Below are 20,311 nucleotides of genomic sequence, written 5' to 3'. Positions count from 1 at the left end.
TCGTGTAAAAAAGAGAACCCTTTGGTGATGAGCGGTCCTCCCCACCGGGCGCGGCATGAGATGCGATCATGCTCACCGCCGATGGATGTCGGTCTGACTGGGCTTGCGACACGCGGAAGTGAAGTTTCCTGTTTTGGCGAACCTGTTCGACAGGCTTGCTTTGGCGGCGTGATGAGATAGTCTCGCCCCTTATGGCAAAAGCAGCGCTAGGCAAAGGCCTCGGAGCCTTGATTGGAAAAGCGGGGACTCCTCCTCCCGCGGGGAATAGCATGCCCTTCACTCCCCAGCCCGCGCCAGGCGAGTCAGTCCGCAAGGTCCCGCTGGACGAGGTGGTGCCCAGTCCGCTGCAGCCCCGTAAAGAGTTTGCCCCGGAGCAGTTGCATGAGCTGATGGATTCCATCCGCGAGCACGGGATCATCCAGCCGCTCATTGTGCGCTTGGTGGCCAATAAGTTTGAACTCATCGCAGGTGAGCGGCGCTGGCGTGCCAGCCGTGAGCTGGGACTGAGTGAAGTGCCCGTGATCGTCCGCACCGCCTCTGACAAGGACGTGCTGGAGATGGCGCTGATTGAGAACCTTCAGCGTGAGAATCTCAATCCGGTGGAAGAAGCGCAGGCCTACGTGCGCCTGAGCAAGGAGTTCAACCTGCGTCAGGAAGACATCGCCCAGCGCGTGGGCAAGAACCGCGCCACGGTGGCCAATGCCATCCGCCTGCTGGAACTGCCCGCTGCCTCTCTACAGCACCTGCGTGAGGGCCGCCTCACCCCGGGGCATGCCAAGGTGGTGTTGGGTCTGAAGTCCTCTGACGACATGGAGGCCGCCTGCGCCATGGTGCTGGACAAGGGGCTCAGTGTGCGTGCCACCGAGAAATTGGTGGAGAGCATCCTGAACCCGCCCGCGCCGAAGGCCAAGCCCGCCTCACCCGACGCAGAGCTCAAGATCGCGCTGCAGGCCGTGGAGCAGCGTCTCACCCGGCACTTCTCCACCTCTGCCACCGTGCATCACGGGGAGAAGAAAGGACGCCTGGAGCTGGACTACTATGGGGTGGAGGATCTCAACCGCCTGCTGGCCCTGATGGGAGTGGAGGAAGCAGACTTCGGAAGTTGATCTCAAGCCGATGCGCAAGGTTCTGATCTGGCTGCGTCAGCGGCGTACGGGAGTGAGCTCCTTTCTGGCTGTCAGCCTGTTGCTGGCTACGGCCTTGCTGTCGGGCTGTCGCGCCCAGGCCCAGGCCCACCCGGATGATGCAGAGGTGCGGAAGTTCCTGGAGCGCTACTTCTCCACCTGGTCTGCCCGGGACATGGAGGGCTATGGTGCCTGCTTCCATCCTCAGGCCAGAGTTTTTGTCCTGGACGGACCCTCAGTGGTCAGTCAGGGCCTCACGGACTTCCTTCACGGACAGAAGCTGGCGCATGAGATGGCCAGCACGCCGATGACGGAGAAGCCGGTGACCATGACCATCCAGGGCGATGCCAAGGGCGTGCAGGCCTATGTGACCTGGGTGCTCACCAAGGGCAGCAAGGAGGAGCGGGGTTCTGATCTTTTCACCTTGAAGAAGGAAGCCTCAGGCGGGTGGAAGATCGTGAGCCTCGTTTTCTACGGGGAGTAGGGCTCCGCCCGGTCTCTTTCTTACCGCTTAGCTACTGGCAACTTCAGTTTGCGATGGGAGCAGTCCCCGCTTTGGTGGAGCGCCTGTCCCAGCGGGCATCTGGTGCCCTCGTTTCCATTTCTCACCCCCTCCTTCATGGCCATCCCTTCTGCCTCATCTGTGAAAAGCGGTTCCACCAAGGCTGATGCTGCCACTGCGGCAGCGATCGCCAGTCACTCCCGCGCCACCCGGTGGCTGCTCGGGCTGATCTGCTTCTTCTCTGGGGCGTCGATCATGGTCATCGAGATCGCAGCCAACCGGCTGCTGGCTCCCAGTTTTGGCAACAGCATCTATACCTGGACGGCGCTGATCGGCGTGGTGCTGGTGGCCCTCAGTGTCGGGGGCTATCTGGGTGGATATCTCGCGGACAAGTTCTCCCGGCTGGATCTGCTGGGCGCGCTGCTGGCAGGGGCGGCCGTGCTGACCATGTTCATCCCCGCGCTCAGCAGCGTGCTGAGCCCCTCCCTGTCCAAGGGCGGTCTCATCGCCGGGCCGGTCTTCATTTCCCTCTTCCTCTTCGCCATCCCAGGCATTCTGCTGGGTGCCGTGTCTCCGGCCAGCGTGCGGTTCTACAGCATGGCGGCCAAGGATGAGCACGTGGGCGTGGCTGCCGGGGTGATCAGCATGCTAGGGTCTCTGGGCAGCTTCGTGGGTACTTTCCTCTCTGGATTCTTCCTGCTCTCCGCCTTCGGGGTGAAGTCGATTTTCCTTGGCTCTGGGGTGGTGCTGCTTCTGCTGTCCCTCCTGGCTTTCTGGATGGCTCGCAAGTCGGTCAAGGTCCAGCTTTCCACGGTGGCGGTGACCGTTCTGGCCGCGCTGGTGAGTTCCACCGCAGAGGGCACCACGACGGAGCCAGGGATGACCACCCTGCACCGGGCCAGCTCTTTCTACCACCAGATCGAGGTTGTAGAGCGTGATAGCGCAGGCTCCAAGGAGCGCTTCCTCAAGCTGGACTCCACCATGGAGGGCGGCATGCGCATGAAAGACGGCGGTCTGGTGCTGGAGTACCAGAAGTTTTGGCGCCTGGCCCAGCTGAACGAGAATCTTCCCCTGAAGCGCGCTCTCTTCATTGGGGCAGGGGCCTTCGGCATGCCCCAGGAGCTCTCCCGCCTGGTGCCCGGCTCGCACGTGGATGTGGCAGAGATCGATCCCGCCGTCATTCAGACCGGGCGTCAGTTTTTCAAGCTGGATGAGCATCCCTCCGTGCAGGCCCATGCCGCCGATGCCCGCCGGTTCCTCAAGGACTGCGAGGGTGGGTATGATCTGATCTTCGGCGATGCCTACAACGGCGTCCGCCACATCCCGGCCCATCTGGTCACTCAGGAATTCTTTGGCGAAATCAAAAGCCGCCTCAGCCCCAAGGGCGTGTTCATGATGAACGTGATCTCCGCTGTGGAAGGGGATCGTGCCGAGCTCCTGGAATACATCCTGACCACCGTGCGCAGCGTCTTCCCCCACGTGGAAGTGTTCGCAGTCGGCGGTGCCCGGGTCCACTCCCAGAACGTGATCCTCCTCGCCTCTCAGGAAAGCTGGAAACCCTGGATCGAGGACGCAATTCACCTGCCCGGCTCCTGGCAGTACCCCTTGCTCGCCCGCCGCATCCCCGCCAATCAGCTGCCGATGGGCACTGAGGGGAAACTGATGACTGACGACTGGAATCCCGTGGACGCGATCATCGCGCGGCAGCTGCTCAAGTGATGAAGGGCATGGTGAGGGGCAGCGGAGGCGGGATTTAACCACAGAGGCACAGAGAACACAGAGCAAGGAGTTGTGTTGGAGTCCTCTTTGTTAAGTCTCTCATTATCAATGGTTTGATGGAACTTTAATTCTGTAAATTCTGTTAATTCTGTCTAAAAATCAGTCCTCTGTGCTCTCTGTGCCTCTTTGGTTAAACCCACGCCCACAAATTTTCCCGCCGGTTTACACTTTTTTTGAAAGAGGTGATTTTGCCTTGCCGTAATTCCGCATTCGTTCGACAAGCTAAGAAATGCCGTGAATTGTTCCTCACTTTACATGGCATGGGGATGGCTCGCATGATGCGCGATGCCAACCTCAAAAGCTCTATCATGCCGTGTCTTGGGTGGTCTGCTGGCAGCGACCATGGGAACAGCAGGCGTCTTGCAGGCGGCGGATGCGATTCCGGAGGAACTGTTGTCGATTGGTCGTGCAGAGCGACCTGAATCCTTGGGGCCTGGCGACAGTCAGGCCAATCCCACAGCCAATGCGTTGACACCAGGCGCGGGCCTGAGCACCAGCGGCATCCAGACCAGCGTGCCTACGGAGGATGCGATGGCGGTGTACGCCTTGCAGCGTCTGCATGTGACGCACAAGTTCGACTGCCCGGTGGCCATGGCCGTGCTGCCATGCGATGCCCCGCGGGAGGTCGTGATGCAGCAGCGTGGGGAAGTCTGGGTGCTGCCCAAGAATGATGTGGTGGGGGACCCTCAGTTGTTCCTCGACTTTCGCGAGCAGCTGAAAGGGGCATTCCTCTTTGAGGAAGGGTTCCATGGGCTGGCCTTTCATCCCAAGTATGCGACCAACGGAAAGTTCTACATCTCCTATTCCACGACGGAGCCCCGCCGGACGGTGATCAGTGAGATGGAGTGTCTGCCCGGGCAACCCCTGAAGGCGGATCCCGCCTCCGAGCGCGTGATCCTGGAACTGCCTCACCCCATGGCGAACCATTTTGCCGGTGGCCTGGCCTTTGGTCCGGACGGCATGCTTTACGTCGCGATCGGCGATGGCGGTCTGCGCGATGATCCCTACCGTCTCGCGCAGAATCCGTTTGTCCTCTATGGGAAGATGCTACGACTCGATGTCGATGAGCGGACCGGAAATCTCCCGTACGGCATCCCTAAGGACAACCCCTTCGTGGACAAGCAGGAAGTGCGTCCGGAGATCTGGGCGCTGGGTCTGCGCAATCCGTGGGGCTTCAGCTTCGATACGGACGGCGGTGACCTCTGGCTGGCCGATGTGGGGCAGGACATCTGGGAGGAGATCAACCTCGTCAAGAAAGGCGCGAACTACGGCTGGAGCGACCATGACGGCCCACGGGCCAGCACGTTCCATCTGCAGCCGTTTCTGCCAGATCAGAACTACGTGGATCCAGTCTTCGCCTACACGCATGCGGAAGGCATCAGCGTGACGGGTGGATTCATGTACCGCGGGGAGCGGCTGCCGCAGCTTCAGGGTTGTTACATCTATGCTGACTGGGGCAGCGGAGTGGTCTGGGCCCTGCGCTATGACCCGGACTCGAAAAAGGTGAAGGAGCGCCTCGTCCTCTTCCGCCGGCCAGATGACAAGGAGCGCCCCTTCAATCCCACGATGATCGCCCCGGATGCGGCTGGCGAAGTGGTCATCCTGTCGCAGGAAGGAGCACTCTATACGCTCACGCCCGCGGGCTGATCAGTGTGTCAGTACGAGCGGCTTGAGGTTTGAGGTTTGAAGTTTGGAGTTTGAGCTTTGAATCTTAGGGGCAGGCCTTCACCTGCCCCTTTTCTCTTCTCCCTCTCTCACTTCCCATCCAGCATCCGGCCCAGGCCGCCGAGGACGGAGCCCTCACCGGTGGAGGACCCGCCCGCGCTGGGGGCATTGGCCAGGATGCGGTCAGCCAGACGGGAGAACGGCAGGCTCTGCAGCCACACGGTGCCGTGCCCGCTCAGGGTTGCGAGAAACAACCCCTCCCCGCCGAACACCATGCTCTTGAGGTTGCCGGCGCGCTGGATGTCGTAGTTGATCCCGCTTGTCATGGCCACCAGGCAGCCGGTGTCCACGCGCAGGGTGCCGCCGCGCAGCTCCTTCTTCACAATGGTGCCACCCGCATGAACGAAGACCAGTCCGTCCCCGCGCAGGCGCTGGAGGATGAAGCCCTCTCCGCCGAAGAAGCCAGTGCCGAGCTTGCGGTTAAAGGCAATACCCACCTCGGTGCCCAGTGCGGCGCAGAGGAATGCGTCCTTTTCACAGATGATTTCCCCGCCCAGTTCGGAGAGCCGCATGGGGATGATTTTGCCTGGATAAGGCGCGGCGAAGGCCACACGCCGCTTCCCGGTGTTTCCTCGATGCGTGAAGTGCGTCATGAAAAGGGACTCTCCCGTGAGCATTCGCTTCCCGATGTTCTTCAGTGCACTCATGAACCCTCCACCGGGTTGTGAGCCGTCGCCCATGCGGGTCTCGAACTGGATGTCATCCTCCATGTAGTTCATCCCGCCCGCCTCGGCGATCACAGTCTCGCCGGGATCCAGTTCGATCTCCACGATCTGCAAATCGTCGCCGATGATTTCGTAGTCGATCTCATGGGCGCGGGGCAGGTTGCCCCCTTGAGGGACCGGGGGCGGTCCGCCAAATCCGCTGCTGGCAGGTGCCGGGGGAGGGGTGGATTGGAAAAGCGCGGGCAGAGCTTCGCTGGCGGGAGTCCAGGGCCCCATGCCGGGCGTCCAGACGAGGGTGGCCGGGCTCAGTTCGCCCCGCTTCACGAGGGCTGGCAGTTCCGTCTGGACTGTCTGGAGTTGCTGGTTTTGTTTGCCGAGGTAGTACCACTTGCTCATGGCAGAATCTGAAGGTGTTTTTTAGAGGGTTGATCGCGTGTCACGATGGGGGTGTAGATACACTTTCATGACGCGACCATAGACCTGCTCTTCCCCCACGGGTTCAAAACCCAGCTTCTCGAGCACGTGCTGCGAGCGCACATGATCCGGCAGGACGATGCCGTAGAGCGACTCATCTGGGCGCATCATGGCGTATTGCTCCATCCACGCCCGGGCCATTTCCGTTGCGTAGCCGTGGCCCCAGTGTTCGCGGGCGAACCGGAAACCCAGTTCCACGCGCGGGTCATTGGGCAGCGTGTAGAGTCCGCCATCGCCCAGCAGCTCCCCCGTTGTGCGATCCGTGACCAGCCACTTCGTGAAGCCGTGAGTCTGGCCATGTTGGAGATACCGCGAGATCCGGTTCTGGGTGTCTTCCAGGGTGGCGTCCGGACCACCAGGGATGTGGTGCATCACTTCTGGATCGGAGAACCAGCGATGGGTCACCGGCGCATCCTCCAAGGTGAAAGGGCGGAGCCGCAGCCGCTCCGTCAGGATGGGCCCGTTGAGGGGAGGCAGTGCTTCAGTCATAGAGGGGAAGAGGTGTCCGGAGCACGCTCGCCCGCTGTCACGGGGAGTCAAGGCGGGGCCAGAGGCCGGGCCTGCCGCCTTCATGCCGGTTCCCAATGCCAACATGCATGCGTATAATGCCTGAGGCTTGCGCTGAAGGGCAAACGGGTTCACCGCCATCTCCTTCCGCCGGAGCTGGCGCTGTTGCATGATTCACGAATCCTCCGATCACGACTCTCTCTACCGGCAGGTGTGCCAGAAGGTGGAGGGGCTTATCCGTGGTGGTACCTGGCGGCCGGGGGACCGCATCCCTTCGGTTCGGCAGGCCAGTCGCCAGCATGGGGTGAGTATCACCACCGTCCTTCAGGCCTACCTGGCACTGGAGGATCAGGGCCTCATCGAAGCCCGGCCCAAGTCTGGCTTCTTTGTCCGCCCGCAGCTCTTGAAACCGGTGGCGGAGCCCAAGGTCTCCCGCCCCCGCAGTGCGGTGACTGCGGTGACGGTGGGAGGCTTGCAGTCGCGCCTTTTTGAGGCCAGCCGCATTCCGGGCATTGTGCCGCTGGGCGGCGCGGCGCCAGGGGCGGAACTGCTGCCGGTCGAGAAGCTCAATCGCATCCTCGCTGGCGTGGCCAGACGTCATGGGCGCAGCGCTGTGTCCTATGATGTGCCGCCCGGCTCTGCTGCGTTGCGTCGGGAGATCGCGCGCCGATCCGTGGATGCAGGAGCCAACCTCGCGCCGGATGAGATCATCACCACCTCCGGCGGCACGGAGGCGCTCATGCTGGCGCTGCGTGCCGTCACGAAGCCGGGTGACGTGGTCGCCGTGGAGTTGCCGGCCTACTTCGGTGTCTTGCATGCGCTGGAGGTGCTCCAGCTCAAGGTGGTGGGCATCCCCATGCATCCACGCACGGGCATGGATCTGGATGCCCTGGAAAAGGTTCTGAAAACCCGGTCTGTGGCGGCCTGCGTAGCGGTGCCGAATTTCAGCAATCCCCTGGGCTCCCTGATGCCGGACGCTCACAAGGAGCGCCTTGTGGAGCTGCTGGCGGCACGGGAAATCCCGCTCATCGAAGATGACATCTTCGGCGAGCTGTACTTTGGCGAGCACCGGCCGCGCACCGCACTTTCCTATGACCGGAAGGGCCTGGTGATTCTCTGCAGCTCCTTCTCCAAGACGCTGGCCCCCGGGTACCGGGTGGGTTGGATCGTGCCGGGCCGTTTTTACAAGGAGATCCAGGCGCTGAAGCTCACCAGCACCCTGGCTACCGCCACGCTGCCAGAGCTTGCCGTGGCCGAGTTTTTGGCCAATGGCGGTTATGATCACTACCTGAGATCCATCCGGCGCACTTATGCCGACAACATCGGTCGCTTTCGCCAGGCAGTAGCCGCGTCGTTCCCCGGTCCCGTCACTATCACCCAGCCGCAGGGGGGCTTCGTCCTGTGGGTGGAGTTGCCCAAGGGGGTGGATGCCCTGCGGCTTGATGACGCGGCTCTGGAGCAGAAGATCAGCATCGCCCCCGGCCCGATGTTCTCTCCCAAGCAGGAGTTTGGGAACTTCATCCGCCTCTCCTGTGCGCATGTCTGGAATGCCCGGATGGAGCGGGCGATTGGCACGTTGGGCCGACTCGCCGTGCAACAGCTCAAAACGGCCTGAAAGCGGCCTTCTTTCACTGCGGAGGGATTCCCCTGCACCTGCCTTGACAACCCCGGCGGTCAATGGTGGGCTGGGCGCTCATGAAAACTTCGCACCGTTATTTCTCCCTCCTCGCGGCGGGCACGATGGCTGTCATGTGCAGCCTCTTTGCCGCCAATCCCATCCCGCAAGAAGTCAAACAGGGCGGCTTCGCCATCGGGCCCCAGGCCTACAGCTTCAACCGCTTCACCGCGTTCGAGGCCATTGAAAAGGCTGAGAAGGCCGGCGCTACGGTCATCGAGTTCTATCCCGGCCAGAAGCTCAGCCCCGAGGCTCCAGATCGCAAGCTGCACCACACCATGAACGACGCCGACTTCAAGGCGCTTCAGGACAAGCTGGCCCAGCACAAGATCAAGGCCGTGAACTACGGCGTCGTGGGCGGCAAGGACGAGGCCGAGTGGCGTCAGATCTTTGAGTTCGCCAAGAAGCTTGGCCTCTATGCCATCACCACCGAAGATGTGAAGAACATCGACGCCATCGAGAAGTGCGTGAAGGAGTTCGACATCAAGGTGGGCTACCATGAGCATGCCAAGCGCCCGCTTGACCGCAGCTACCAGCTCTGGGACCCCAACTACGTGCTTGGGCTGGTGAAGGATCGCGACCCCCGCATCGGTGCCTGCGCTGACACCGGTCACTGGGCCACCAGCGGCCTTCAGCCCATCGAGTGCCTGAAGATCCTCAAGGGCCGCATCATCAGCAGCCACCTGAAAGACCGCAAGGAAATCGGCAAACAGGGCCCTGACCAGATCTACGGCACCGGCGTGAGCGACGTGGCTGGCTGCCTGGCCGAGCTCAAGGCTCAAGGCTTCGATGGCAACATCTCCGTGGAATACGAGAACAAGTGGGAAGACAACGTGCCCGACATCAAACAGTGCATCGATTTCGTGAAGGCTTGGGGCGAGAAGAACGCGGCCAAGTGAGTCGGTAACTCGGTAAACCAGTAATTCGGCAATCCGGTCAATTTGTGAACCGGCCGTTCCCGCAAGGGGGCGGCCGGTTTTTTTTGTGGGAGTGGTTCTAGGGGGTAACACTTGGAACAGAGCCTCGCGAGCTTTGTCGGGAAGTGTTGCGGTCGGCCTACAGCGCGGTTCTTGGGTATTGTGTCCACGACTCCGTTGGGCAATAATTTCGCCAACCAGTCTCCGACAATTCCCATGAAAATGCCTTCTTTGATCTCTGGATTGATCATCTTCGGGGTCATCCTCTTCGGAGGCAGACTTGCTGCCCAGTCGCCGTTGCCAGAGCCACCCGCCCGTACGGAGAATGCGATCCGCGCGGAGTCGGACAGACTGGTCGCTGAGGGCAGGCGGAAGGAGGCCTTTCTTGCGCTGCTGACATTTCCTGGGGCGGAGTGCGAGGCCGCTGCGTTGGCACTTGGCGCAGAGGAGGCGACTTGGTTTTTGAGCGTTCTCCAATCTCAAGTGCCTCCGCTACAGGGAGCGCGTCGGCACTTGGTGGAGGCTGAGCTCTACTGGAAAATAGGAAATCAGGAGAAGAGTTTGGCCCATCACCGCTCTGCGATTGCTGGAGTCGCCAAGGAGTACAGCACGGACTGGAGTGGGGAGACGCTGCCGCGAGACTTCTATCCGACCGTTCCGGAACGGGAAGCCGGGCCTGGTTCGAGTTCCAGTCGGGGCTCAGACGAGTGCTTCCGCCGCCCCTTCGGGACTGAAAGGCGTTTCCCTCCAGACACGTTGGAGTCGTTGCAAAAGCCGGTCCAGGAGAACCTGTGGCTCAATCGCTTCACGACCGCGAAAGCGTGGCCGGAGGCAAGGGCGGAGTACGAGCGCATCTGGAATATCCATCGGGATCGACTCCGACCGCATGTCTATCGCGAAGAGGCTCGACGTGGAGAACCGCCCCAACCGCTCTACGTGCGACAGCCGCATGGCTGGTCCAAGGGGGGCCTCGCCTTTGCATCGGCTTACGCTGATTTCTTGCGCAAGCAGGGCCAGGAAGAGAGGGCGGATGAGATCCTGCTGGAAGTGCTTCTGGCCATGGACATGGACCGCATTTTGCCTGAAGACGCTCTGGTGAAAAGCGCAGGTGCCCCGTTGAAACTGCCCGTCCACTGCTATGTGGTCAGTACCCAGCGGTGGGCCTTGTCGCCTCTCATGGGAGGACTGGGGCGTCGGGCCTTCATCCATGACGCCGTGTCTCAGCTTCAGCAGGGAACGAACCGGATGGCAAAGCTGGAGGGCCGCTTGCGGGCAGCCATTGATGCTGGTCACCCGGAGATGCTGCGCGTCCTTGCGGCCGTGGCGTTCGAGCAGGAGCACCTGGAGAGGGCCATCGAATTGGAGGAGCAGTATCTGGCCCAGCGCAGGCTGGACGCGCTCAGCCTCACTTTGCGAAGAGCCGCCTATCACGACAGCTTTGATATCGCGGCGGAGGCCATGAAGTTCTACGGGCAAGCCCTGAACCTTCCGGGAGATGCGTCGCGCTTCAATGTGCCGATTCTGGTTCCGGGAAATAGAGCGATGGCACCCAAAGGGGGCGCGAGTATTCCCAAGTCGGAAGTGGATATCCCGGAGTTGGACAACGATCCGCCGGAGCCTTCGGCAATCCCTGGCACCGATCCGATACCGGGTTGGCGACGCTGGGTGAAGGCCCGCATGCTGGCTCTCGCCCAAGCCACGAACAATCCGTCAGTGCAGGCCCAGGTCCATCTGGCCTCCCTCGAGAGGCCGGACGGCTCACTGGCGCCAGCTGCCACCGTGTTCGATGTACAGAAGACACTCGAAAGCCTGTCACTTAAGGATGAGATGACAAAGTGGGCCAGCGAGCGCTTGCAGAAGTTTGCCCCGGGTCAGGAACCGGCGACGCTGTTGTTTTTGCTGGGGAGAAATGATCAAGCGTTGGTCAGATTGGAGGAGGACTGGAAGGGGGCTGGACCCGCTCATCGCGCCTTCTGGCCAGACAGGGAAACCGATGAGTGGCGCAGGCGTTTTGAGGATTTAGGGAAACAACGTCACCGGCAGTTCCTGGGGGCCTTCGTCAAATCCTTTCCTGCGAGTCCCTATGGCAAAGCCTGGCTTTTGTCCCTGCATGAAGGCGAAGACGCTCCCGCGCTTGTCCCATGGATGGAAGAGCTGCTACTACCGAGAGAGGCTAAAAGCGAACGGGTGTTTCGTCGGATCCGTAGTCCTGAACTGCCCGATATCTGCGCGAATCCTTATCAACTCGCTCATCGCCTCATGCGTCTGTATCGACGCTCTGGCAAGCAGGCAGAGTTGGTGAGCCTGGGCCAGAGAGTGAAAAGCGGCAAGCAGCCGTTTGTCATCGACAAGAGCTGGCGCGATCACGGCGAATGGGAGTTGTGGCAGCGGAACTGTGTGGCGCTGCTGCAGGAGGTGGAGGAGCCGAAGGCTGCGTTGCCACTTGCAGACGCGAAGGCCCGTAGGGTGTTTCCCTGGATCCTGCAGGATGACACCGTCGAGCTGTTCGCCTCACTGGATAGCGTGCTGGCCGTAGCAGCGGCAACGGAAGGTGCTCACTTTTTCACCGGGCACCCTTGGGGTGTGGCCGTGTTTGGAACGGATGGAAAACCGCAGGTGAGAATTCCGTTGGGACACGCGGCGACGCACCTGGCCGTCAGCCCCGGCTTTGTCTGGGCCGGGACTCCCAACGGACTCTACCGGATCACGGCCGGTACTTGGTCCGTGCATCACCTCTCGCTGGCAGAGTCCTTGTCTGATCCAGAATCTCCCCCGGACGTGCTGGACGCCTTTCATGCGCACAAGCACGCGGTGCGCTGCCTGCTCAGGGATGGTCGCTCGCTCTGGATGGGCGGTGGGAGGGTGATTCAGAAGCTGGATCTGGACTCCCTTGAGGTGACAGCGTTTCGCCGTCTCCCCGGGGTCTCGGAAGACAAGCGCGTCGATGCGGAGCAACTCTATGCCGAAAGAGACTTTGTCTGGCTGGGAAGTTGGTGGGGCATCAGTCGCTATGACAAGAGGTCGGGAGCCTGGCAAAACCTGCCTCCTCCTCCAGGGGGCAAATGGGGTGAGACACTGACTCGAGCTGGCAACAACTTGTGGGCGTTGGCGGAGATGCCTGGCCGTGGCCGTGGCCATGTCCTGCACCGCATCGAGGGGGCGGATCTTCTCGCCCGGGAGGTGAAAATGAACGGGGGCTCGCTACAAGACAAGGTGTTCCGCCCCGTCCGGGAGCAGGGGGGCATGATGTTGTTTGCTGGAACTTACTCTTTATGGGGCTGGGCTCCCAGCAGCGATCAGTTGACCAATCTGGACCGACGCATGCTGAGCCATACGGAGTGGGCGGGCCTGGCGGAGCCTGGGAAAACCAGCTCGGCTCAAGATTCAGGGGGAATGACGATCCGGGCGCGTCGGTACGACCGGCGGGACCCAGCGAGCACGCAGGCCAGCGACCTGTTGGAGCAAGAGGCGCAGGAGCCCTCGGGTCTCATCGAGTTTGGAGGTGGGGCGAGTGAAATAAAGAAACCCTGGAATGCCGCGGAATGGGAGGGGGTGACCCGTGGAAGTGTGGTGTGGGATGCCGTGGAAGACGATCAGGGAAACGTCTGGCTGTGCACCAATCGAGGACTGACCGTGGTGAGTGCGACTGGGGGCGGGGGCGCCAGTTCCAGACGGAACTGCCTTCGTCATTGGGGCATGGACGAAGGCCTGGTGGGGGAGCGTGTCTGTAGTGGGGCCTGGGCAGGGAGGAAGCTCTGGTTCGCTACCATGTGGGGTGATGATGCGGGAGCTCTAATGTTTTACGATCCCGCAAAAGGACAGTTTGGCAGCCGCACAAAAGAAGACGGGCTGGCTTCCAACATGATCTCGCGGTTGGAAGTGAAGGACGGGCAACTGATGGTGCACCACGGCATGGAGTATGACCGGAGGCACGAGGGGGAATCTTATCTCTTCACGCCTTCCCTCCTGGATGCACAATCCATGAAGATCCTGCGAACCGGTGAGCGTTCCACAGCGAGCCCCGAGGAAAAAACCCGGTGGGTGACGGATCGCGTCGGGAACGAGTGGTGTCCCGTGTTGGGAGGCCGATTGTTGGCCCAACGCCGTACGAGCAGTGGCGTGTGGTATTGTGGTGCCCATGGCGCGGTGTTCGTCCCAGGCCAGGGGATCCCTGAGGTGACTGAGTACCCGCGTTTGCCGGTGAAGATTGTGGCGGGAGATTGAGCGGCAGCACGTGACGCGTAACACGTAGCGCAGATTGGCAATCGGCATCAGGCCTTGTCTGGTGCGACTTTCACTTTGCCATTGCCGTATCGAAAAAAGACTGGTGAACTGGGGGCGATTCCTTTGATGGCCATGTCCGCTCGATATTACCTTTCACGGTGCCTGATCTTGGGTTGGTCGATGATTCAGTTTCAGACGGTTTGCATCGCAGATGAAAAGCAGCCTATGGACCGTCACAGTCTGTTGTGGCGTCAGGCGATTGACCAAGAACGCAATGGCTCCACGAATGAAGCCATCGAGACCTATCGGCAGCTCTTGGATAGCCCGCCCGTGGAGAAGGATGTGAAGGGCATGGTCGGGAACATCTTTGTTGGTCAGGTAGGTGATTGGAACGATCTTGGTTCCAAGAGCCTTGATCTCAGCTTTACCTCCGTGGAATGGCAGATCGTGGAGCTGGTTCGTGATGTCCCTCCCATTGCGCCGAAGCCGAGCGTGTATCAGCAGAGCGGCATTGTCTATCATGCTCCCAAACAACCCGGATGGAGGAGGCATGTTTTTGACCGTCTGGATGATCTGTTGCTAAAGTCTGGCGATCCCAATGCCTGGGTGCAAAACCGTCTGCATTCCCTGGAGGGACCTTGGGGCTTGGTGAACTTTCACGAAATCGCTATGACCTGCGGCGATTTGGAGGCGAGAGGGCATGGCGAAAAAGTTCAGGAATGGAGGCGACACCATCTGGCTGTGGCCACTGGTCCACAGATGAGCCGGGCTTACCTTCTCTTTGTCGAGGGACGGACTCCGGAAGTGGTTGAGGCATTGGAGAAACACTGGAGTGGGATTGCTCCGGGTAAGCTATACCGAGCACTGCCGGACATGCGCGAGTGGCTTCAAACAATCGATCCCAAACAGACAGGGACTGAGCAAGGGCTGCGTCTGGCGCAGAACTTGGTCAAGTTGGCTCCTGAGTCTCCGGAGTTTGCTCTTTATCTGCTTCTCCACCGGAAGGATCCGGATCAAGTCTCCATGATCGTTCCACTCGAACTGGTTCTGCATCCCGAGTCCAGATTTGTATTCGGTTCGGGAGGAAAAGCCCGGAGGGTCTCCCTGACGAAAGGGAATCCCATCGACCTCGCTGTCAGATTGCGCCAACTCTACCTTGCTGCTGGACGCGTTGATGCGTTCAGGGCTTTAGATGAGCGGGTCAGAAAACGGGAGATTCCCTTCGATCCGGCTGCTTACGAAAATCCAGAAGACCGCAAGAAGATCGAGGCTGCCTTGGCGGCATGGTGAGCCCCAATGGTCTCAGTCTTTGGAACGGGACGTTGGGGACACATCCCGCTGGCCGGACTTGCTCTTCGTTTGAGCATAGAAGTCCGGCTCAGCAGAGCGCACGGGGTAAAGCCGCTGGGAGGGCTTGGTGTCCAGTTGACCCTGCTGCCACGCCATCACCAGCATGTCATTGCGGGTGGGATCCACCATCGCAAACGCAGGCTTGCCGCAAATGGGAGGGAGCTGATGCACCTGGAGATGGGGCATCCCCAGAGCGTAGCCCCAGTCCTTGGGCAGGCTGCTCAAAAAGGCATCATAAGGTTCAGCGAGTGATTCCACCACAAAGTCATACTGGGCACCGCCCAAGCTGCGGCAATAGTCTGTGGCATCCTTTGAGTCCAGCTTCATCCTGTAGCCGTGCACGCTGCCCCAAACCTCTGAGAAGGTGCCAGTGCCCAAGGGGTGGATGGCCATGAAGTGAGTGGAGCCCACCGGCAGAGGATGAGCCAGCACCGCTTCAAAATGCGCCTTGGAGTCGGGCGGGTTGCGGAGGGTGTCTGTTACCCACCAGGTGGAGATAAGGGCACAGGGAATGAGAAGAACGGGCAGTTTTTTCCCGGCTGGGATCGGCACTTTGCGTACCGTCCACACGGCCATGAAGGGCAGTTGCAGCGGGGCAAAAATGAACATGGCGTAGGCCAGGGTGCCGAGCGTCAGCATGATGGCCCAATGGCTGGGAGAGTGGGTCAATGCCCAAGGCAGCAGGCTCTTGTCATCCACACTGCTGATGCGGAGCAGCACCTCCCGCAGGAGGAAAGCGACGGAAAACAGGATCCAGGAGGTGAGAAGAATGAAACGCCAGCGGTTCTTTTTCATCTATCAGGCAAGCCAACCCATGGCGGAGGCAGAGATCGCGGGGGGTGCCGGGATGGACAGAGCATCACGGTATCGCGGTGTCTGAAACATCGCTTTCCATAGGGGTTTGGCTTAGTCTAAGGGAAGTTCCGACTCTGCCAAACGGAAATTCTCTATGTGGCAGGCATCTTGAGCCGCGGGCAGCAGGGGAATTCCATGCTGTCGCCAATAAAAATGCCAAGGGAGCGGTCAGATCGACCTGCTCCCGGCTCGCGCTGAAAAAGATGCAGTTTACTTGATCCCTGATACGTCAATCAGGTACATCTGACGGCCGTTGCCCCCGTGAACGGAGTCGATGACGACCTTCTTCCCGTCGTTGCTGGCGCGGGGGTGGGTGTCACAACGGAACTCGCCTTTGTACTCGCGGGGTTCAAAGAACTGACCCAGAAGGATGCGGCGGTCCGTGGGGATGTGATAGAGGAAGGGCGTCTGCAGCCGACGCACCGGGTCAGGGTAGGTGTCGCACAGGAGCCACTCGTTGTTGTGGTGGGGCAGGTAGGTCATGTGTCCGTCCACGGTGATCTTGTCCGCTCCGAGCTTGGTGTACTCCCGGGTCTTGTCTTTGTACACGATCACCCTCGCCTCGGGCTCTGCGGCGGGCTTGGCCCAGGCCACGAGGTGGTCCGGATCCCGCCAGATGAAGTGGCTCACCACGCCGCTGGGCTCCAGCACATAGGGCTCTGAACCATCCAGATTGATCGTGAACATGCGGGTCTTGAACCCGCCCGCCTTCTGCTCGCGGGGGATGTCCACCCGCTCCCGCCAGCGGTGCAGGAAGATGAGGCGCTTGCCATCGGGTGAAATGAGGAGGTGATTGAACCAGTTCCAAAACTGGGTGAGGTCCAGTTCCGGGTGAGGGATGGCGACTGCATCCGCGATGGAAAAGATGAGCTGGTGCTCGCCCGTCTCCAGATTCATGCGCCAGATGCCGCTTTTGGCTGGCGCTTTCTCGTTTGAGGACGGGTCAGGGATGCCGCTGTAGCCATAGCCACTGCGGCAGTAATCAATGCGGGCAAAATCGGGAGTCACCGCCCACTTGCCATCCGGACTGATGGTGTAGATCGGGAGGGGCAGGGTACGCTTTTCTCCCGTCTTCACATCCAGGATGTGGCTGACATAGCGCTGGTTTTCCTTGTCGCGATCGTTCCAGATGATCTTGCTCTGGCTGCCGGGCAGCCACTGGAGCATGCATCCCTGTTGCCAACCCCAGGCGGTGGAGGTGCCCAGCTCGATCCACTTGTCGCCGTCAGCGGTGTCGATCATCCCCACGCGCAGCACATCGTCCGGTCCCGGCGTGCGGCCTTCAAAGTCCACCTGATTGCTCAGGATGTAGCGGTCCGTGGGATCGAACTGGAGCTTGTCGTAATACGCGAACCAGTGGAATTTGGGCCCCTGAGTGAGGGCGCGCACCGGCGGCAGCGCTTCAGCGGCGGGGGCCGCACCAGCATCCTGGGCCAGTCCCGTCTGCGTCATGCCCTGGAGCGTGGCGGAGGCGGTGATGAAATTGAGGAAGTGACGACGATTCATAAGTCGCTCGGGAGGCGTAAGAAAGAAAGACCATACTAGATGGCACGCCTCCCGCAGTAAGATTTTGGGGACGCAGTTTGCGTTTCCTCCGGGGGCTTGCTTCTGCTATGTCCCCAACCCCCCTCATTCATCCTGAATCTCAGATCAGAAGCCATGACAGACACCGAAGCCAGCCCGCTCGAGGTCCGCACTTATTTTGTGCGCGGACGCAACGCGCTTGTGGCCAGAGCCGACTTTGAGCCCCTGTACATCGACTATTACCTCCACCGTGCCGAGCACGAGTTGAAGTACTCCAACGTCAACGATCTCCTGCTCAAGGAGGCGCTCGCAGCCCTCACTCTGCACCTCGCCTCCCGGCCTCAGGATGAAACGTGCGGCTGGACGCTCAATTTCGACACCCCGCTCGTCAACGTCTTTGTCACCGGAGGCTCGCGTCCGGGCCGGGTCGCGGGCCGGGTCTTCACTGAGGACGTTAGGGATTTCGGGAAAAACATCTTTATCGCGCAGACGGCGACCCAGGGAAAAGCCTCCCGCCAGAGCATGGTGGACTTTGCCGGTCGCGATGTCTTCAAGGCCGTCGAGACCTTCTACACGCAGAGCGAGCAGCGCACCACGCGCCTCTTCCGCCACGCGGAGGAGGACATTGTCATGGTCTCGGCGCAACCGGACTGTGATGAGGAGTGGCTGGCCTCCCTGACGGATGAATCTGTCAGGGAGCTGGACAAAACGGAGACGCTGAGCCTGCTGGAAACGCGGCTCTACGTTTGGCACTGCGGGTGCAACGTGGAGCGGCTCTATCCGGTGCTCGCGAAGCTCTCCGATGACGACCTCAGTCACGCCTTCGGCGGCGAAGAGGTGCTCACCATGACCTGCCCCCGCTGCGGCGCCCGTTTTCGCACAAGCAAGGAGCAGTTCGAAGCCTGGCGTACAGAGAAGCTTCAGCCACCCGGCGTGTGATTGCACCGGAGTGTCCCGCTCACTGGGACAACCTCCCGAGCATGCCTTGGCATGCACGGGAGGCCTTCCGCAAAGGTGACTTTGTCGACGCCGTGTGAGGGCTCGGTCTCTGGGCGGCGTGAACCATCAAGGATGAATGCCCAGCGCTGCGGGTGATTTCATCAACGCTTCACTTGGCGGTGGGCGGCATTCTGCGCTATGCTTTGTTGTAGCAAACAACATTTGCCCAACAACATGCCTACCGACGACCGCTCTCATCCGTCCGCACCGGCTGAATCCACCCTGTGGAAGGGGCACTCCTCCCAGTGGGTGCATTTTTGGTTCTATCTTTTCTGCATTCTACTCGCCATCGGCTGCCTCGTGGCCCTTCCCTTCACCGGAGGGCTCTCCATAGCAGGCATTGTGCTTCCGCTTGGCCTGTGGATCGCACGCTGGTGGGTGACTAAGACCACCCACTACGAACTCACCACCCAGCGCCTTCGCAAGACGAGCGGCATCCTGAATCGCCGGTTGGATGAACTCGAACTCTACCGCGTGAAGGACTACAGCCTGGAGCAGCCGTTCATTCTGCGGATGTTTGGGCTGGGCAATCTGTCTATCATCACCTCAGACGCCACCACCCCGGAGCTGGACCTGAAAGCCATCGCCGGAGCGGAGGATGTGAGGGAGAAGCTTCGTCAGGCCGTGCAGAGCGAGCGGGACCGCAAACGCGTTCGCGAGCTGGATGTTGACAGTCCTGGTGGCAGTGACGCCATCGCGGGATAAAAGTGCTTCACATTGAATGTCTTGTGTACCTCTTGGGAAATGTGAATAAGATGTGGACATTCAGGTATTGTTAATTAATTTCAATTCGTATTCACGATGGCCACAGATGCTTCACCGGGGCAATCCATGCAGTTCGTTTACCCCACGAACCTCAATCTTGGGCCACAGTCGGCCGACGGCTATCACCAGGAGCTGCTCAGGGGGTTGACCCACAAGCTCAACAACATGCTGGCCATCATCCAGGGCTTCAGCAGTCTCATTCTGATGAATGATGATCTGGACCCGGGGGTGATGGAGAACATGCAGCATATCAAAGAAGCCTCCGTCAACATCTCAGGCCTCAGCGAGCGCATCCGCGCCGCAGGCGGATGTGCGAAGGTGACGCTGCAGCCGCTCAATCTGAATGAGTACATCGCCGTGGTAGGAGCCTCCTTCCAGGATCCTTTCTCTAAGAACGGCGTCGCGTTTGATCTGGAGTTGTCCCCGGGACTGCCCCCCGTTCTGGTGGACCCCACCAAGCTGAAGGAACTGCTGGTGGAAATCCTCAAGAACGCGGCTGAATCCGTCCAGCGCACCGGGGGACGCGCCCTCATGCAGGTGCATGGCCCGGGCGTGATCTCCCCCGCGAGCGAGCGTCGGGTGGACATCCTCATCAGCAACACCGGATCTTCCATTTCCCCTGAGAAGCAGACCGAAGTGTACCGCCCCTTCACGGGCACGAAGAATAGCAACCATCTCGGCCTCGGCCTCACCATCGCCGCGATGCTCTGTCACCAGATGAACATCCGCCTGGGGGTGAACTCACAGGAGAACACCACCACCTTCTGGGTGAGCGTGCCGATCGCCTAAGCCTTGGCAGATCCAGTTTAATAAGGGGGCATCGCCAAGAGCGGTGCCCCCTTTTTGTTTTGGGCGAGACCTCAGTTCCGTCCGAAGTTTCTCCGTGGCCGGATCACCTGCCGGGGAGTGCCCGGACTGCGGAGTAGCGATGGCGGCAGATCGCCGCGGCATCCGTCCCGCACGTAGCACTGCATCGCCAGTCGGCGCACGTCATCACAGCCGGGCCAGGTTTCGAGGATGCAGGCACCGATCTTGGTGGCCATGTCCCACTGCTCGCAGTGGATGAAGAAATTCATGCTGACCATCAGGTAGGGAAGGGTCAGTCGTAGTTCCGCAGGCAGTTGCAGCAGTTCTCTCTCCGCATCTTCCAGCATGTTGAGAGTGGTGTAGCCTTCGCACCGCTGCAGGCCTGCACGAAAGGCGTCGAGCTGATCGGGGGTGATCAT

Annotated in this window: 16 protein-coding genes and 1 pseudogene; 11 read left to right on the top strand and 6 right to left on the bottom strand. The window is 60.6% G+C overall.

The features are described 5' to 3' along the window. Window positions 1-269: 269 nt before the first annotated feature. The 4 genes from BV106_RS30540 (at window position 270) to BV106_RS30525 (ending at window position 5,052) form a co-directional block, all read left to right on the top strand. Entirely contained in the window at window positions 270-1,106 is an 837-nt protein-coding gene (locus tag BV106_RS30540) for a ParB/RepB/Spo0J family partition protein (protein ID WP_063768030.1), read from the top strand. 10 nt (window positions 1,107-1,116) lie between these two features. Next, window positions 1,117-1,608 (top strand): nuclear transport factor 2 family protein, encoded by a 492-nt coding sequence (locus tag BV106_RS30535; protein ID WP_038171227.1) that lies wholly within the window; start codon window positions 1,117-1,119, stop codon window positions 1,606-1,608. A gap of 135 nt (window positions 1,609-1,743) precedes the next feature. Then, window positions 1,744-3,345: a fused MFS/spermidine synthase gene (locus BV106_RS30530; protein WP_038171224.1), complete on the top strand. Its 1,602-nt coding sequence runs from the start codon at window positions 1,744-1,746 to the stop codon at window positions 3,343-3,345. Between the two features lie 345 nt (window positions 3,346-3,690). Continuing rightward, window positions 3,691-5,052, top strand: coding sequence for a PQQ-dependent sugar dehydrogenase (locus BV106_RS30525; protein ID WP_081892469.1), 1,362 nt, complete (start codon window positions 3,691-3,693; stop codon window positions 5,050-5,052). Between the two features lie 107 nt (window positions 5,053-5,159). Here BV106_RS30525 and BV106_RS30520 read toward each other — a convergent pair whose 3' ends face one another. From BV106_RS30520 to BV106_RS30515, 3 genes and pseudogenes are all read right to left on the bottom strand, one after another. After that, on the bottom strand, window positions 5,160-5,954 hold the full coding sequence (locus tag BV106_RS30520; RefSeq protein ID WP_038171256.1) for a TIGR00266 family protein: 795 nt from the start codon (window positions 5,952-5,954) through the stop codon (window positions 5,160-5,162). Window positions 5,955-6,056: 102 nt separating this feature from the next. After that, window positions 6,057-6,191: pseudogene (locus BV106_RS38980) on the bottom strand (GYF domain-containing protein); the annotation flags it as partial. Window positions 6,192-6,212: 21 nt separating this feature from the next. Next, window positions 6,213-6,758: a GNAT family N-acetyltransferase gene (locus BV106_RS30515; protein ID WP_051946560.1), complete on the bottom strand. Its 546-nt coding sequence runs from the start codon at window positions 6,756-6,758 to the stop codon at window positions 6,213-6,215. Between the two features lie 187 nt (window positions 6,759-6,945). On the opposite strand from BV106_RS30515, the gene BV106_RS30510 reads away from it, so the two are divergent. From BV106_RS30510 to BV106_RS30495, 4 genes are all read left to right on the top strand, one after another. Next, complete coding sequence (locus BV106_RS30510) at window positions 6,946-8,391, top strand: PLP-dependent aminotransferase family protein (RefSeq protein ID WP_038171222.1); 1,446 nt, start codon at window positions 6,946-6,948, stop codon at window positions 8,389-8,391. An 80-nt stretch (window positions 8,392-8,471) separates the two neighbouring features. Then, on the top strand, window positions 8,472-9,350 hold the full coding sequence (locus BV106_RS30505; protein WP_265596238.1) for a sugar phosphate isomerase/epimerase: 879 nt from the start codon (window positions 8,472-8,474) through the stop codon (window positions 9,348-9,350). A gap of 234 nt (window positions 9,351-9,584) precedes the next feature. Beyond that, the gene (locus BV106_RS30500; RefSeq protein WP_038171220.1) at window positions 9,585-13,592 is read left to right on the top strand and encodes a hypothetical protein; all 4,008 of its coding nucleotides are present in this window, start codon (window positions 9,585-9,587) and stop codon (window positions 13,590-13,592) included. Window positions 13,593-13,724: 132 nt separating this feature from the next. After that, a complete protein-coding gene (locus tag BV106_RS30495) occupies window positions 13,725-14,882 on the top strand; it encodes a hypothetical protein (protein WP_265596237.1) in 1,158 nt (385 codons plus the stop codon). Between the two features lie 12 nt (window positions 14,883-14,894). Here BV106_RS30495 and BV106_RS30490 read toward each other — a convergent pair whose 3' ends face one another. Then, window positions 14,895-15,737 (bottom strand): hypothetical protein, encoded by an 843-nt coding sequence (locus BV106_RS30490; protein ID WP_038171216.1) that lies wholly within the window; start codon window positions 15,735-15,737, stop codon window positions 14,895-14,897. A 270-nt stretch (window positions 15,738-16,007) separates the two neighbouring features. Next, window positions 16,008-17,303, bottom strand: a complete 1,296-nt coding sequence (locus BV106_RS30485) for a hypothetical protein (protein WP_038171215.1) — start codon at window positions 17,301-17,303, stop codon at window positions 16,008-16,010. 153 nt (window positions 17,304-17,456) lie between these two features. Between BV106_RS30485 and BV106_RS30480 the strand changes: the two genes are divergently transcribed. The 3 genes from BV106_RS30480 to BV106_RS30470 all read left to right on the top strand — a co-directional run bounded on the left by BV106_RS30480 (window position 17,457) and on the right by BV106_RS30470 (window position 19,874). Then, window positions 17,457-18,260, top strand: coding sequence for an Hsp33 family molecular chaperone HslO (locus BV106_RS30480; RefSeq protein ID WP_038171213.1), 804 nt, complete (start codon window positions 17,457-17,459; stop codon window positions 18,258-18,260). A gap of 234 nt (window positions 18,261-18,494) precedes the next feature. Next, the gene (locus BV106_RS30475; protein WP_051946559.1) at window positions 18,495-19,025 is read left to right on the top strand and encodes a PH domain-containing protein; all 531 of its coding nucleotides are present in this window, start codon (window positions 18,495-18,497) and stop codon (window positions 19,023-19,025) included. 96 nt (window positions 19,026-19,121) lie between these two features. Further along, window positions 19,122-19,874, top strand: a complete 753-nt coding sequence (locus BV106_RS30470) for a HAMP domain-containing sensor histidine kinase (protein ID WP_038171211.1) — start codon at window positions 19,122-19,124, stop codon at window positions 19,872-19,874. A 71-nt stretch (window positions 19,875-19,945) separates the two neighbouring features. On the opposite strand, the gene BV106_RS30465 is transcribed toward BV106_RS30470, so the two are convergent. Beyond that, window positions 19,946-20,311 carry a hypothetical protein gene (locus BV106_RS30465; RefSeq protein ID WP_038171209.1) on the bottom strand — a complete coding sequence of 122 codons (366 nt, stop codon included), beginning with the start codon at window positions 20,309-20,311 and terminating at the stop codon, window positions 19,946-19,948.

Origin of the sequence: Verrucomicrobium sp. BvORR106, from assembly GCF_000739655.1 — a bacterium.
In the GTDB taxonomy this organism is placed as follows: Bacteria; Verrucomicrobiota; Verrucomicrobiia; order Verrucomicrobiales; family Verrucomicrobiaceae; genus Verrucomicrobium.
Note: the sequence above shows the minus strand (reverse complement) of the source record. Positions and strands in the feature narration are given on the sequence as shown.